Origin of the sequence: Azotobacter bryophylli (assembly GCF_042643485.1) — a bacterium.
GTDB lineage: Bacteria > Pseudomonadota > Gammaproteobacteria > Pseudomonadales > Pseudomonadaceae > Azotobacter > Azotobacter bryophylli.
On the sequence record NZ_JBHRSJ010000007.1, the window covers coordinates 107,051 to 121,170 of the forward strand.

At 63.3% G+C, this 14,120-nt stretch carries 10 protein-coding genes and 1 other RNA gene; 9 read left to right on the plus strand and 2 right to left on the minus strand.

Annotated elements, in window-relative coordinates; genetic code table 11:
• The first annotated feature begins 66 nt into the window (after positions 1–66).
• On the plus strand, positions 67–462 hold the full coding sequence (locus tag ACFOJE_RS04555; protein ID WP_377813186.1) for a hypothetical protein: 396 nt from the start codon (positions 67–69) through the stop codon (positions 460–462).
• A 35-nt stretch (positions 463–497) separates the two neighbouring features.
• Here ACFOJE_RS04555 and ACFOJE_RS04560 read toward each other — a convergent pair whose 3' ends face one another.
• The gene (locus ACFOJE_RS04560) at positions 498–1,352 is read right to left on the minus strand and encodes an ion transporter (protein ID WP_377813085.1); all 855 of its coding nucleotides are present in this window, start codon (positions 1,350–1,352) and stop codon (positions 498–500) included.
• A gap of 206 nt (positions 1,353–1,558) precedes the next feature.
• On the opposite strand from ACFOJE_RS04560, the gene moaA reads away from it, so the two are divergent.
• The 4 genes from moaA to ligA all read left to right on the plus strand — a co-directional run bounded on the left by moaA (position 1,559) and on the right by ligA (position 9,815).
• Positions 1,559–2,554 (plus strand): GTP 3',8-cyclase MoaA, encoded by a 996-nt coding sequence (moaA, locus tag ACFOJE_RS04565; RefSeq protein ID WP_377813086.1) that lies wholly within the window; start codon positions 1,559–1,561, stop codon positions 2,552–2,554.
• 188 nt (positions 2,555–2,742) lie between these two features.
• On the plus strand, positions 2,743–6,231 hold the full coding sequence (gene smc / locus ACFOJE_RS04570; protein ID WP_377813087.1) for a chromosome segregation protein SMC: 3,489 nt from the start codon (positions 2,743–2,745) through the stop codon (positions 6,229–6,231).
• Positions 6,232–6,479: 248 nt separating this feature from the next.
• Complete coding sequence (gene zipA / locus ACFOJE_RS04575; protein ID WP_377813088.1) at positions 6,480–7,301, plus strand: cell division protein ZipA; 822 nt, start codon at positions 6,480–6,482, stop codon at positions 7,299–7,301.
• A 168-nt stretch (positions 7,302–7,469) separates the two neighbouring features.
• Positions 7,470–9,815, plus strand: coding sequence for an NAD-dependent DNA ligase LigA (gene ligA / locus ACFOJE_RS04580; RefSeq protein WP_377813089.1), 2,346 nt, complete (start codon positions 7,470–7,472; stop codon positions 9,813–9,815).
• A gap of 7 nt (positions 9,816–9,822) precedes the next feature.
• Here the strand turns inward: ligA and ACFOJE_RS04585 are convergent, their stop codons facing one another.
• Complete coding sequence (locus ACFOJE_RS04585) at positions 9,823–10,752, minus strand: helix-turn-helix domain-containing protein (RefSeq protein WP_377813090.1); 930 nt, start codon at positions 10,750–10,752, stop codon at positions 9,823–9,825.
• Positions 10,753–11,321: 569 nt separating this feature from the next.
• Between ACFOJE_RS04585 and ACFOJE_RS04590 the strand changes: the two genes are divergently transcribed.
• The 4 genes from ACFOJE_RS04590 to ACFOJE_RS04605 all read left to right on the plus strand — a co-directional run bounded on the left by ACFOJE_RS04590 (position 11,322) and on the right by ACFOJE_RS04605 (position 14,099).
• Complete coding sequence (locus ACFOJE_RS04590; protein WP_377813091.1) at positions 11,322–11,864, plus strand: hypothetical protein; 543 nt, start codon at positions 11,322–11,324, stop codon at positions 11,862–11,864.
• Positions 11,865–11,959: 95 nt separating this feature from the next.
• Positions 11,960–12,136 (plus strand): hypothetical protein, encoded by a 177-nt coding sequence (locus ACFOJE_RS04595; RefSeq protein WP_377813092.1) that lies wholly within the window; start codon positions 11,960–11,962, stop codon positions 12,134–12,136.
• 310 nt (positions 12,137–12,446) lie between these two features.
• Positions 12,447–12,543, plus strand: an RNA gene (gene ffs / locus ACFOJE_RS04600) — signal recognition particle sRNA small type.
• Positions 12,544–12,623: 80 nt separating this feature from the next.
• The gene (locus ACFOJE_RS04605; RefSeq protein ID WP_377813093.1) at positions 12,624–14,099 is read left to right on the plus strand and encodes a tyrosine-type recombinase/integrase; all 1,476 of its coding nucleotides are present in this window, start codon (positions 12,624–12,626) and stop codon (positions 14,097–14,099) included.
• Positions 14,100–14,120 lie beyond the last annotated feature (21 nt).

Below are 14,120 nucleotides of genomic sequence, written 5' to 3' on the forward strand. Positions count from 1 at the left end.
GTGAGGATGAATGCGCTTTTCCTGTCACGCCTGACGCCGTCACTGTCCGTCGGGCTGCTGCGCCAGATGCGGCTGTTCGGCCCGTTGGGCATGGCTCTTCTGCTCAATGCCTGCGCCGTGCAGCATCCCCAGCCGCAACCTGAACGGGCGCCGGCGAAGACGGCCCCGGCCAAGGTATCGCCTCCCGTGCGGCGGCCGGCCATCCAGGCGCAGCCGATCAAGTCCCCGCAGCGGCAGGCCACGTCCAAGACCCATCCTCGCTATGCGCCGCCCCCTGATGTGGCGGCGCACTGGGACAACCGCTTGGGCGTCTACGTGGTCGAAGGGCAGCCGCTCTATTACCGCGAGCGCCTGTACTACCGCTGGAGCGACGGCTGGTACGGCTCGGGCCGTCCGAGCGGCCCCTGGGAGCCTCTGGATGGCACGAGCGTGCCCCCGGGGTTGCGTAACCTTCATCCCTGAGTCGCCAACCCCTGGATGGGCCGCACGGCGGACTCTCAGTCCTGCCGTTTTTCTTCGTCCTTGCCCGTTGGAGGCTGGTGGGGGAACAGGGCGTTGCCGCAGCGGCTGCAATAGGCGGCATCCGGTTCATGGAGGCTTTTCCGGCAGGTCGGGCAGGTCCGATGCAGGCGCCGTGGCTGCATGGCGGTCGCCAGTTCGGCGGTGAAGATGCCGGTCGGTACGGCGATGACCGAATAGCCGGCGATCATCACCAAGGTGGCGACTGCCTGGCCGAGCGGGGTCTTCGGCGCGATATCCCCGTAGCCGACCGTGGTCATGGTCACCACCGCCCAGTAGATGCTGGTCGGAATGCTGGTGAAGCCGTGCTGCGGCCCTTCGATCACGTAGAGCAGGGTGCCGAAGACGATCACCATGGTCGTGATGCTGAGCAGGAAGACGATGATCTTCTGACGACTGCCGCGCAGCGCGATCAGGAGGAAGTTGGCCTGGCTGAGATAGGGCATGAGTTTCAGCACCCGGAACACCCGCAGCATGCGAGTGACCCGGATCACCAGCAGATACTGGGCCGCGGGAAACAACAGGGCGAGGAAGGCCGGCAGTATGGCCAGCAGGTCGATTGCGCCGTAGAAACTGAAGACGTATTCCGTGGGCTTCGGATGAATGCAGATCCGCAGCAGGTACTCTGCGGCGAAGATCGCCGTGAAGCACCACTCCAGCAGGGCGAGGAGTTCACCATGGCGGATGTGGTAGAGCTGCACGCTGTCCAGCATCACCACCACCAGGCTGGCGAAGATGATCAACAGCAGCCAGGCGTCGAAACGCCTGCCAGCCGGTGTGCTGGCGAAGAAGACGACGATGTAGAGGCGCTCGCGCCAGCCCGGTTTGTCCATGATTGCGTTCTGCCTCGATCCGGCGCCTAGGAGCAGCCCAAGGCGGAGCCTGCCTGATGAATGGATGGTGGATATGGCGCAGATCCTGCTTGTACAGATGTCCGATGTCCACCAACCGTCAAGCCGATCCTCGGGAAAGCCTATTCTTTCCCGAGGATCGATCGTAACTTCGCCCCAACGAAAGGCTATCAGGAGTCGTCAGCACCATGTCCAGCACTGAACTGGTAGATCCTTTCGGTCGCCGCATCACCTACCTGCGGCTGTCGGTGACCGATCGATGCGATTTTCGCTGCACCTACTGCATGAGCGAGCACATGGTCTTCGCCCCCCGGGAGCAGATCCTCAGTCTGGAGGAGTTGTACGCCGTCGCCGATGCCTTCATCGGTCTGGGGGGCAAGCGTATCCGCATCACCGGCGGCGAGCCGCTGGTGCGCAAGGGGCTGCTCGGCCTACTGGAGCGACTGGGCGAGCGCGGCGAGCTCGAAGACCTGGCCATGACCACCAACGGCTCCCAGTTGCCGGTCATGGCCGAGCAGCTGCGTGCTGCCGGCGTCAAGCGCCTGAACATCAGTCTGGACTCGCTGCGGCGAGAGCGCTTCGCCGCCTTCACCCGCCGCGACCTGCTCGAGCAGGTCCTGGCCGGCATCGAGGCGGCCCGTGCGGCCGGCTTCGCCAGGGTCAAGCTGAACAGCGTGATCCAGAAAGGGCGCAACGACGACGAAGTGCTGGAGCTGGTCGAGTTCGCCGTCGAGCGAGGCCTGGATATCAGTTTCATCGAAGAGATGCCGCTCGGCAGCATCTCCAGCCATCGCCGCGAGGAAACCCTCTGCTCCAGCGACGAGGTGCGCCAGCGCATCGAGGAGCGCTTCGCCTTGGTGCGCAGCAGCCACGTCACCGGCGGGCCTTCCCGATACTGGCAAGTGGTCGGCAGTCGGACCCAAGTGGGCTTCATCTCGCCACACAGCCACAATTTCTGCTCCAGCTGCAACCGCGTGCGGGTCACCGCCGAGGGTAAGCTGATTCTATGCCTGGGCCATGAGGGGGCGCTGGATCTGAAGACCCTGATGCGCCGCCACCCCGGCGATGGCGAGCGGCTCCGCGCGGAGCTGGCGGAGGCGCTGCGCCTGAAGCCCGAGCGGCATCGGTTCGAGGCCGACGCCCAGGTCCAGGTGGTCCGCTTCATGAGCGTCACGGGCGGTTGACCGATTCGGGGCATGGAGCAGTCCCGGCAGGCAGCGTGCCAGCCCTCCCATTGGCCTGCCGAGCCCCTGTGCTAGACTGCGCCGTCCGCAGGATCGACGACATTCAGGGCCAATCATGACGTTCCAGGCTCCCGCCAGCCTAATCGCCGCGCAGCTTCCCGGCCAGCCGATGCCGACCGAGCGTCGCCATGCGTCTTAAGTGCATCAAGCTGGCCGGCTTCAAGTCCTTCGTCGATCCGACCACCGTCCACTTCCCCAGCAACATGGCCGCGGTGGTCGGGCCGAACGGTTGCGGCAAGTCCAACATCATCGATGCCGTGCGCTGGGTGATGGGCGAGAGCTCGGCGAAGAACCTACGCGGCGAGTCGATGACCGACGTCATCTTCAACGGTTCGAACAGCCGCAAGCCGGTGACCCAGGCTGCCATCGAGCTGATCTTCGACAACTCCGACGGTAGTCTCACCGGCGAATACGGGCACTACGCAGAAATCTCCATCCGCCGCCGGGTCACCCGCGACGGGCAGAACGCCTATTTCCTCAACGGGGTTAAGTGCCGGCGCCGCGATATCACCGATATCTTCCTCGGCACCGGCCTCGGGCCGCGCAGCTACTCGATCATCGAGCAGGGCATGATTTCCAAGCTGATCGAGGCGCGGCCCGAGGACCTGCGCAATTTCATCGAGGAGGCGGCGGGCATCTCCAAGTACAAGGAGCGCCGCCGCGAGACGGAAAACCGCATTCGCCGCACCCAGGAGAACCTGGCCCGCCTCTCCGACCTGCGCGAGGAACTGGATCGCCAGCTGGAGCGCCTGCAGCGCCAGGCCCAGGCGGCGGAGAAGTATCAGGAATACAAGGCCGAGGAGCGCCAGCTCAAGGCCCAGCTCGCCGCTCTGCGCTGGCAGGCGCTGAATGCGCAGGTCGGTCAGCGCGAGCAGGTCATCGGCGATCAGGAAGTCGCTCTGGAGGCTCTGATCGCCGAGCAACGCAATGCCGACGCCAGCATCGAGCGCCTGCGCGACGGCCACCACGAGCTCTCCGAGCGCTTCCATCAGGTGCAGGGGCGCTTCTACTCCCAGGGCGCGGACATCGGCCGGGTCGAGCAGAGCATCCAGCATGGCCAGCAGCGTCTGCGCCAGTTGCAGGAAGACCTGCGCGAGGCGGAGAGGGCCCGCCAGGAGACCGAGTCCCACCTCGGCCACGACCGTACCCTCCTGGCCGGCCTGGACGAAGAGCTGACCATGCTCGAACCGGAGCAGGAAGTCAGCGTCGCGGCTGCGGAGGAAGCTGCCGTGCGGCTGGAGGAAGCGGAGGGCGCCATGCACGCCTGGCAGGAGCAGTGGGACCTCTTCAACCAGCACTCTGCCGAGCCCCGTCGTCGCGCCGAGGTCCGGCAGGCACGCATCCAGCAGCTGGAGCAGAGCCTCGAGCGGCTGCGCGAGCGTCAGCGGCGTCTCGACGAGGAGCGCACGCAGTTGGCTGCCGACCCGGAAGACGCCGCCATCGCCGAGCTGGAGGAACAACTGGCGGTCGGCGAGCTGAACCTGGAGGAGCTGCAGGGCTCCGAGCTCGGTCTTTCCGAGCGCCTGGATCAGTTGCGCGGCGAGCTGCAACAGGCGACCCAGGCCCAACAGCAGGCCCAAGGCGAATTGCAGCGCCTGAGTGGTCGTATCGCTTCGCTGGAGGCCCTGCAGCAGGCCGCGCTGGATCCGGGCGCCAGCGTTGCCGACTGGCTGCGCGAACAGCGGCTGGAGCAGCGTCCGCGCCTGGCCGAAGGGCTGCGAGTCGAGCCGGGCTGGGAGCTGGCGGTGGAAACCGTGCTGGGCGCCGATCTGCAGGCGGTGCTGCTGGATGATTTCGCCGGGCTCGACTTGGCGGGGTTCTCCCAGGGCGAATTGAATCTGCTGGTTTCGGCACCGGGCGCCGGGCGCAGTGCCGGCAGCCTGCTCGACAAGGTGGAAAGCGCCGCCGATCTGGCTCCCTGGCTGGGCCGGGTGCTGCCGGTCGACAGCCTGGACGATGCTTTGGCCCGGCGCGGCGCCCTGCACGAGGGGGAGAGTCTGGTCAGCCGCGACGGCTATTGGGTCGGCCGCCACTTCCTGCGCGTGCGTCGGGCCAGCGAGGCCGAGTCCGGGTTGCTCGCCCGCGGGTTGGAGCTGGAGCATCTGCAAGCCGAGCGGGCTGCAGGCGAGGCCACGGTGGAAGGGCACGAGGAGCGCCTGTTGCAGCTGCGCGAGGAGCAGCAGCGCCAGGAGCAGGCCCGGGAAGAGCTGCGCCGACGCCTGCAGGAACACGCTCGTCAGCAGGGCGAGCTGAAGGCCCAGCTGTCGGCACGTCAGGCCAGAGGCGAACAGTTGACCCTGCGCCGGCGCCGCCTCGATGAGGAGCTGGCCGAACTCGATGAGCAGCGTGCGCTGGAAACCGAGCAGCTGGGCGAGTCGCGTCTCGAACTGCAGGAGGCGCTGGATGCCATGGCCACCGACAGCGAGCGCCGCGAGCAACTGCTGGCCGGGCGCGAGTCCCTGCGCGAGCGTCTGGAGCTCATGCGTCAGGAGGCCCGGATGCATAAAGACCGGGCCCACCAATTGGCGGTCCGCATCGGCTCCCTCAGGGCTCAGCATGAGTCCACCCGCCAGTCCCTCGAACGTCTGGAGCGGCAGTTCGAGCGCAGCGTGGAGCGACGGGAGCAGCTCAGTCTCAATCTGGAAGAGGGCGCCGCACCGCTGGAAGAGTTGCGCATGAAGCTCGAGGAATTGCTCGAGCGGCGTCTGGGCGTCGAGGAGGAGCTCAGACAGGCCGGCCTGGCCTTGGAGGAGGCCGACCGCGAACTGCGCGAGGCGGAGCGGCGCCGCAGCCAGGCCGAACAGCAGGCGCAGCTGCTGCGCACCCAGCTGGAACAGCAGCGCCTGGACTGGCAGGCACTCAGCGTACGACGCAAGGCCCTGCAGGATCAGCTGCAGGAGGACGGTTACGAGTTGCACGGTGTGCTCGCCAGCTTGCCGGCCGAGGCCGGCGAGGCCGAGTGGGACGCTGAGCTCGAGCGTCTTGCCGGACGCATCCAGCGACTCGGTGCGATCAACCTGGCGGCCATCGACGAATACCGCCAGCAGTCCGAACGCAAGCGCTATCTGGATGCGCAGAACGACGACCTGGTGGAGGCCCTGGATACGTTGGAGAACGTCATCCGCAAGATCGACCGGGAAACCCGCAATCGCTTCAAGGAAACCTTCGACCAGATCAACGACGGCTTGCAGGCCCTATTCCCGAAAGTTTTCGGCGGCGGCCATGCCTATTTGGAACTAACCGGCGAAGATCTACTCGATACCGGGGTGGCCATCATGGCGCGACCGCCGGGCAAGAAGAACAGCACCATCCATCTGCTCTCCGGCGGCGAGAAGGCGCTGACCGCACTGGCGCTGGTATTCGCCATCTTCCAGCTCAACCCGGCGCCGTTCTGCATGCTGGACGAGGTCGATGCGCCGCTGGACGACGCCAACGTGGGGCGCTATGCGCGGCTGGTGAAGGAAATGTCGGAAAAGGTGCAGTTCATTTACATCACCCACAACAAGATCGCCATGGAGATGGCCGACCAGTTGATGGGGGTGACGATGCACGAGCCGGGCTGTTCCCGTCTGGTGGCAGTGGACGTGGAAGAGGCGGTAGCTCTGGCCGAAGCCTGACCGGGCCGGTGCTGTGTCCGGGTCGCGCCTGTACGGGGCGGTGAAGGCGGTACAACCACACCAGGGTTACAAATATGGGGTTTCTGGCCCATGTAATGCCCTATTCGGCAGTTCAAACTGGCCTATCGTCGTGCTAGCTTAGTGCACAATTTTTCTATAGATGCGGAAACACCTGTAAAAACATACAGTTGCCGCTTTTTGAGGCTGGGAAGCCCTTTTTTCAATCTGTTTCAGGGGTTATGGATTTCATGGAAATCGGTCTGCGTGAGTGGCTGATCGTCATCGGTATCATCGTCATCGGCGGCATCCTTTTCGATGGATGGCGGCGTATGCGTGGCAGCAAGGGCAAGCTCAAGTTCAAGCTCGATCACAGTTACGCCAGCGTGCCGGATGCCGACGAAAACAACGAACTGCTCGGGCCCGCCCGAGTCGCCCCTCGTGAACCGGAAACGACGCTGGACGAAGAGGATCTGCCTTCCCTCAGTGCCCGCGAGCTGAATAGCCGTCGCCGCGCCGAGCAGATGGAGGACGACCTGGACCTGAATCTCGACGAGACGCCTGCTGCGCCGAAGAAGCGCAAGGCCGAGACCAAGGGGAGCAAGTCTGAGGAGAAAAACATCAGCCGGGATCTGCCGCCCGTCGAGGAAGTACTCATCATCAACGTGGTCGCCCGCGAGGCCGACGGCTTCAAGGGGCCGGCGTTGCTGCAGAGCATCCTCGAGAGCGGGCTGCGCTTCGGCGAAATGGATATCTTCCACCGGCACGAGAGCATGGCCGGCAACGGCGAAGTCCTGTTCTCCATGGCCAATGCCGTCAAGCCCGGTACCTTCGATCTGGATGACATCGACCATTTCAGTACCCGTGCCGTGAGCTTCTTCCTCAGCCTGCCCGGGCCGCGCCATCCGAAGCAGGCCTTCGACATCATGGTGGCGGCGGCACGCAAGCTGGCCCAGGAGCTCAACGGCGAGCTGAAGGACGATCAGCGCAGCGTGATGACCGCGCAGACCATCGAGCATTATCGCCAGCGTATCGTGGAGTTCGAGCGCCGACAGCTGACGCACAAGCGCTGAGCTGCCGCCAGGATCGGGGATGGCCGTTGCATGTGGGGGCGCAATAGCCATCTCCCTCGACCCCGGGCACTGCCAAGGCCGTTTCCCGCCCATTTTTCTCCCAACCTCTTTTGATCACGTCTACGAGCAGCCCTGGCTGCTTTTTTCGTTTTTCGGAACCCCATCGCCATGACCGACGCCCAGACCGCCGTCGAACGCATCGCCCAGCTGCGCAGCGAGATCGACGAACACAATTACCGCTACTACGTGCTCGATGAGCCCAGCGTGCCGGACGCCGAATACGACCGCCTGTTCCGCGAGCTCAAGGCGCTCGAGGCTGAGCATCCGGAGCTGGTCACTCCCGAGTCGCCGACCCAGCGCGTCGGTGGCGAGGCGCTGACCGCCTTCGGCCAAGTGCGCCATGAAGTGCCCATGCTGAGCCTTGGCAATGCCTTCGAGGAGCAGGATCTGACGGACTTCGACCGGCGGGTGCGCGACGGACTGGGGCTGGATGGCGGAGTCGTCGAGTACAGCTGCGAGCCCAAGTTGGATGGCCTCGCCGTCAGCCTGCTGTACGAGAACGGTCAGCTGGTGCGCGGTGCTACCCGCGGCGACGGTACGACCGGCGAGAACATCACTGCCAACGTGCGCACCGTGCGCAACATCCCGTTGCGTCTGCATGGTCATGGCTGGCCGGCGCTACTGGAGGTGCGCGGCGAGATCTATATGCCCAAGGCAGGCTTCGAGGCGCTCAACGCCAAGGCGCTGGAGCAGGGCGGCAAGACCTTCGCCAATCCGCGCAACGCCGCTGCCGGGAGTCTGCGCCAGCTGGATCCGAGGATCACCGCCAGTCGCCCGCTGGAGCTCTGTGCCTACGGTATAGGTAAGACCGATGGCGTGCTGCCGGATACCCATATTGGCATTCTGGAGGCGTTCAAAGGTTGGGGCCTGCCGATCAGTCGCGAGCTGAAGCCGGCTCGCGGCGTGGAAGAGTGCCGGGCCTACTACCAGGATATAGGCGAGCGGCGCGATTCGCTGCCCTACGAAATCGACGGCGTGGTGTTCAAGGTCAACTTGGTCGCGCGGCAGCGCGAACTGGGCTTCCGGGCCCGTGAGCCGCGTTGGGCCATCGCCCACAAGTTCCCGGCGCGGGAGGAAGTCACCGAATTGCTCGACGTGGAGTTTCAGGTCGGTCGGACCGGCGCCATCACGCCGGTGGCCCGCCTCAAGCCGGTGCAGGTGGCGGGCGTCACGGTATCCAATGCGACCCTGCACAACATGGACGAGGTGGCTCGTCTTGGTGTGATGATCGGCGACAGCATCATCGTCCGCCGCGCCGGCGACGTGATTCCCCAGATCCTCGGGGTAATCGCCGAGCGTCGGCCGGCCGATGCCCGCCCGGTACAGGTGCCGGAGCACTGCCCGGTATGCGGCTCGGCCGTGGAGCGCACCCAGCTGATCAAGCGCGGCAAGGGGCGCGAGGCCATCAGCCAGGGTGCCGTCTATCGCTGCATCGGCCGTCTCGCCTGCCAGGCGCAGCTGAAGCAGGCCGTCATCCACTTCGCCTCGCGCCGGGCCATGGACATCGACGGCCTCGGCGACAGGATCGTCGAGCAACTGATCGACCGGGGGCTGGTCAGATCGCCGGCCGACCTGTACTGCCTGACCTTCGAGCAGATTATCGAACTCGACGGCTTCGCCGAAGTTTCCACCCGTAACCTGCTGGCTGCCATCGCAAACAGCTGCAAGCCGACCCTGGCGCGCTTCATCTATGCCCTGGGCATTCCCGATGTGGGCGAGGAGACCGCCAAGCTGCTGGCGCGTGCCCTCGGCTCTCTGGCACGGATCGAACGGGCCCTGCCGGAGGTTCTCACCTGGCTACCGGACGTTGGCTTGGAGGTCGCCCACGAAATCCACCACTTCTTCGAGGACGAGCACAACCGCACGGTCATCGAGCTGCTGCTCCGGCGTGGCGTCACCCTGCAGGATGAGGGCGAGCTGCATCCCGAATTCGCCGCGGTCGCGAGCCTGCCTGAGCTGCTGGACAAGTTGAACATCCCGCACATCGCCTCCACTGGCGCCGAGCGCCTGGCCGCGAGATTCGGCTCGCTGGGGGCCATCATCTGTGCCGACTGGCTCGATCTGCGCCAGGTGGAGCGACTGAGCGAAAGGGCCGCCCGTTCCCTGCGGGATTTCTTCGACCAGCCGGAAAACGCCGCCCGTGCCCTGGCCATCGAGGCCCAGCTGAGCGATTTCGGTATGCATTGGCAAAGTGCGAGGAGGGCCGTCGCCGGTCTGCCGCTGGCCGGCCAGACCTGGGTTCTCACCGGAACCCTGGAGTCCATGAGTCGGGACCAGGGCAAGGAGAGACTGGAGCGTCTCGGTGCCAAGGTGGCCAGCTCGGTATCGGCCAAGACCAGCTGTGTCGTCGCTGGTCCTGGCGCCGGTTCGAAGCTGGCCAAGGCCGGTGAGCTAGGCGTGAAGGTGATCGACGAGGCGGCTTTCCTGCTGCTCCTGCAGCAATTGGAGGGCTGAGCAGCTCCTATTCAGGACCCGAGCCGAGCTCCGCTAGATCCGGAGCTGCCCCAGCCGGCGACGGCCGGGGCATCGTTAATTGCGGCTGGGCATCCGGCATCAGGTGCGGTTGAGGCGCAGTTTGCAGGTTCTCGGCATTGGGACCGGGATTTCTGCTGCGGAATTCGCGAGGACTGAGGCCATAATGCTGCCGGAAGGCTCGGGTGAAGTACGAAGGGTCCTTGAAGCCGCTGGCGTAGGCGACGCTGGAGATGGGCATCTGGCTATTCAGCAGCAACCCGTGGGCATGCTCCATGCGTTTACTCTGGACGCACTCCTGAAAGCCGATGCCATAGACCTCCTTGAAAACCCGGCTGAAACGGACCGGGGTCATGCCACAGAGCTCGGCCATGGCCTTCTGTTCGAGGCTTTCCTGGAAGTGCCGCTCGATATAGCGCATCACGCGCTGCAGGGGCTGCTGTTTCTGCGACTTAGCGGTGAGGCGCACGCTTTCCGGCAGATCCTGAACGCGTTCCAGCGGGCGTTTTTGCTGGCTGTCGGACGGGTTCCGTCTTAGTTCGCAAAGCTCGTACAACGCCTGGAGGTATCGCTGCCGTTCAGGATTGCCGAGGGGCATCACCAGATAGTCCCAGGCTCCCGAACGAAAGGCCCAGACGGCCAGCTCTTCCGAATGCTGGACGGTCAGCAGGGTGATGGGGATGGAGGGAGCCTCCCGTTTCAGAGCGGGCAAGTGGCTGAGACCGAGAGCATCGGGACGGTCGTAGGACAGGCATATCATATCCGGGCTGTCCTTAGGGTTTAGCCAGGACAGATCGAAGCCCTGCACGTGGCTGATGCGGCAATACTCAGCAAGAAGGGATATGGCTTCCTGTGCGGAGCCATCCTGACTCAGATCGAACCACAAGAGATGCGGAATGAGGGAGCGTTCATTCATCATGAAAGGTGCTCGGTGAAAGTCCATTTTCACTTTCTTTGATAAAGACAAACGGCGGAGGTGGCTAAGAATCTTTCTTCATCTTTGTTCTGTTTTTTAAGAATAAGCTCTCAAGTCAGTGGCTTAGTCGGTTCGCTGGTTGCCTCTTTGCTTTTAACTAGGAAGTTATGGCGAATTGCCGTCCTACTTGCCATTGAAAATTTTCTAGGCTTGTTTGGGGAGTCGGTGATAGGTCTATGATCGGCCTATCAAGTGGTACGTGAGTTCTAGAGTGGCTGGACTGGTGTGCAGGTTTTATTGGTGCGCGCGTGTCTTTATCTGCTGCTGTCGCACCTTGGCCTTCTTCTCTTGTGCATCTTATGGTCGTGTTCATTTGATGGCATTTAAATTCTATTGTAGTGGCAAAGCAATGCTATTAAATCGCAAAAAAATCCTAACTCTTAATTCTCATTTCTAAGCTGCGACAATGCGCTGCCTAGGCGATGCATGGGGCATCGGCCCATTGGCATATGGAGATGCTCAAGGCGAGTCAGTCGCTGGCCATGACGGCCATATTGTCGGGATGTCGGACCATGGAACCGGGCAAGGAGGCGATCGACCGCTCCAGCCTCTACGATGGCGCCAACTCCGTGCTCTACCAGGCGCGCAAGGCCGAGTCGTCTGCCGGTCAGGCCATGATTAATGCTCCGGCGGCCTATCGGGCGGGAGATCCGGATCAGGCCTTGTGCCGGTACTTGCGAGCTCCCGAACCGGAGCCCAAGCGTTACGGTGCGCTCGTTTGGGTTGGAAGGATCCGCCGCGTGCGGGGTAACAACGGACTGGCCGAGTTGGCTTTTGCCGGGGTGTTGGAGAAGGAGCCGGAGAACGTCCAGGCACTGACCGAGCTCAGCCTTTTGCACTTGGCACGGCGAAGTGAGGAGAACGCTCTGGCAAGCCTAGAGCTGGCCTTGAGGTTCGACCAGCAGCGGTTGGTGGCGGGTGGGGGCAGGCGGCTTCTCGGCCGGCGTAAAGGTGGATGCCAAGTTGCCGCTGAAGCTCTACAACGGCTGGGAGTGCTGGCCGACCTGCGCAACGGCCTCTCCAAGGCCGAGGGCTACTTCGCTTGGCCCTGCTGATCGAGACCCGTTCGGCTCTGGTTTAGAGCAGTGATGGGGATTCCTACTACCTTGCCGGACACTGGCTGGAGGCCGAGCGATCTTACCTGCGCGGCATGGCTTACGATGGCGACTACAAGCCTCTGTGGCGCAACTACGGTTTGCTGTTGGCACGCATGGGGCGTTATGAGGAGGCGATCTCCGCCTTCGAACACGTTGGGCATAGGGCCGAGACCAGCAATAACGTTGATTATATCTGCATGATCGAGGGTGATCTGGAAATGGCCAAGTAGTTCTTCAGAACCGCCATCGAGTTATCGCCGGATCACTACGAGGCCGCCTGGCAGAACCTCAACCGGCTGGATCGACTACGTCGGATGCGTCAACTCGACATCAGAGAGGAGGAGAGTGACTACGGTGGGGTTGCCCTGGCTACCGCAGCACTGCAAACGCCCTGACCCTAGCCTATGGTGCGGCCGACCGGGCTTGGGCCAGCAAGTGTTTGTCGCCAAACGGCTTTCTTCTCATCGAATGGTTGTAACTTGCGCACAAGCCGGTAAAATGGCGCGACCTGCCGATTGGCAGGTGTCGTTATGGTGGCCCTGCCGGTCCCTCCGCAACGATCAGCCGTGAACCCGGTCAGGCCTGGAAGGGAGCAGCCGTAGCGGTGAAATCGTGTGCCGGGGTGTGGCTGGTGGGGCTACCTCCATTGCTGTAACTCTTTGATTTTCAACGGTTTTTCGCTCCGAGACACGCAAGTGATCCAAGGGGTGATCCACCGTGTCAGCCGTTCCTTCCTACCTCTGGTTGTCCCGACACTCGATCTTCTATTTCAGGATCGTGGTGCCCGAAGTCATCCGTCCGTTGTTTCCTTGTGCTGAGATCCGTCGCTCCCTGCAGACCCGCTGCAAGCGCGAAGCCCTGATCCGTGGCCGCGAGTTGCTCCTGCAGGTTCAGAGCCTCTATACCCAAGCCTTCCAAGGTGTTCGGCCTTGCCTCGACTCCCTGCGTGGTGCGTGGGAGACGGGAGCCAAGCGAGTCGCCAGTTGGGCCTCATGGCTTCGTCAGCAGCAGTTGGTCGAGATAGTGGCTTCTGGAGTGATCCCACAGGATCAGCCCAGGGCGAATGGCAAGGTAGGGCAGGGTGGCGTTACAGGAAGCCCTCAGAAGCCCCGCAAAGCCTCTGCAAGCGCTTCTTCTAGCCGAAGCATGGGGTTGCTGCCGGATGCTCCCAGTACGTCTCCTAGCTTCTCCAAGGTGGTCGAGGAGTGCTTGGAGCAGCAGCGTAGGGAAGGCGTCTCGACCAAGACCATCGACGATAAGCGAGCTATGGCTGCCCTGCTGGTGCGGATCATTGGCGATCTGCCTATTGATCTGATCACCCGGCAGGATGCCCGCACGTTCCGAGAGACAGCCCTCAAGCTGCCTCCTCGCCTCAACCAGCTCCCTGATGGTCAGCCCCTTGAGGAGATCATCAAGACGGCTACCAGCACGATCAGCCTCACCACGTTCAACAACTACGTGAAGAACCTGACCACCTTCTTCTCCTACGCCATCCGTGAGGGCTACTGCGAACGCAATCCTTTCGATGGACTGCGGGTGAAGCAGCGGGGCAAGGCCAACGAGGAGCGCAGCGTGTTCACCGAGGAGGATCTTCGCCGGTTGTTCTCGAAGGAGGTCTACGCCTCAGCCAGCAGTAGTAAGCCGAATCAGTACTGGTTGCCTCTGCTGGGGTTGTACACCGGAGCCAGGCTCAACGAACTCTGCCAGCTCTACCTCGACGATGTGGTCACCATCAACGGTGTGGACTGCCTCCACATCCGAGCCTCACGGCCCGATCAGAAGCTGAAGACCGCATCTTCCGAGCGACTGGTGCCGATCCACTCCAAGCTGAAGGCGCTGGGCTTCATCGAGTTCATCCAGAAGCAACGGGCAGCAGGGCACCAGCGGGTCTTCCCTGAGCTGACCTGCCACAAGAAGCATGGCTACGGGGCTGCTCCGTCGAAGTGGTTCACCCGTGTTCGTGAGCAGTTGGGCTTCAGGGATGGGGAAGGGCAGAAGGACTTCCACAGCTTCCGTCACACCATCGCGGATCATCTGAAGCAGAAGGGCATCAGCGAGGCGCTGGTGGGTGGGCTGTTGGGGCACCAGACGGGCGGCATCACCTTCAGCCGTTACGGGAAGGACTTCAGGCCTGAGGTGTTGGCTCCGGTGGTGGAGGCAGTGGACTTCGATGCTGTCGGGTGGCTGCAGTGATCAGGGATGGTCGAGGGCGGC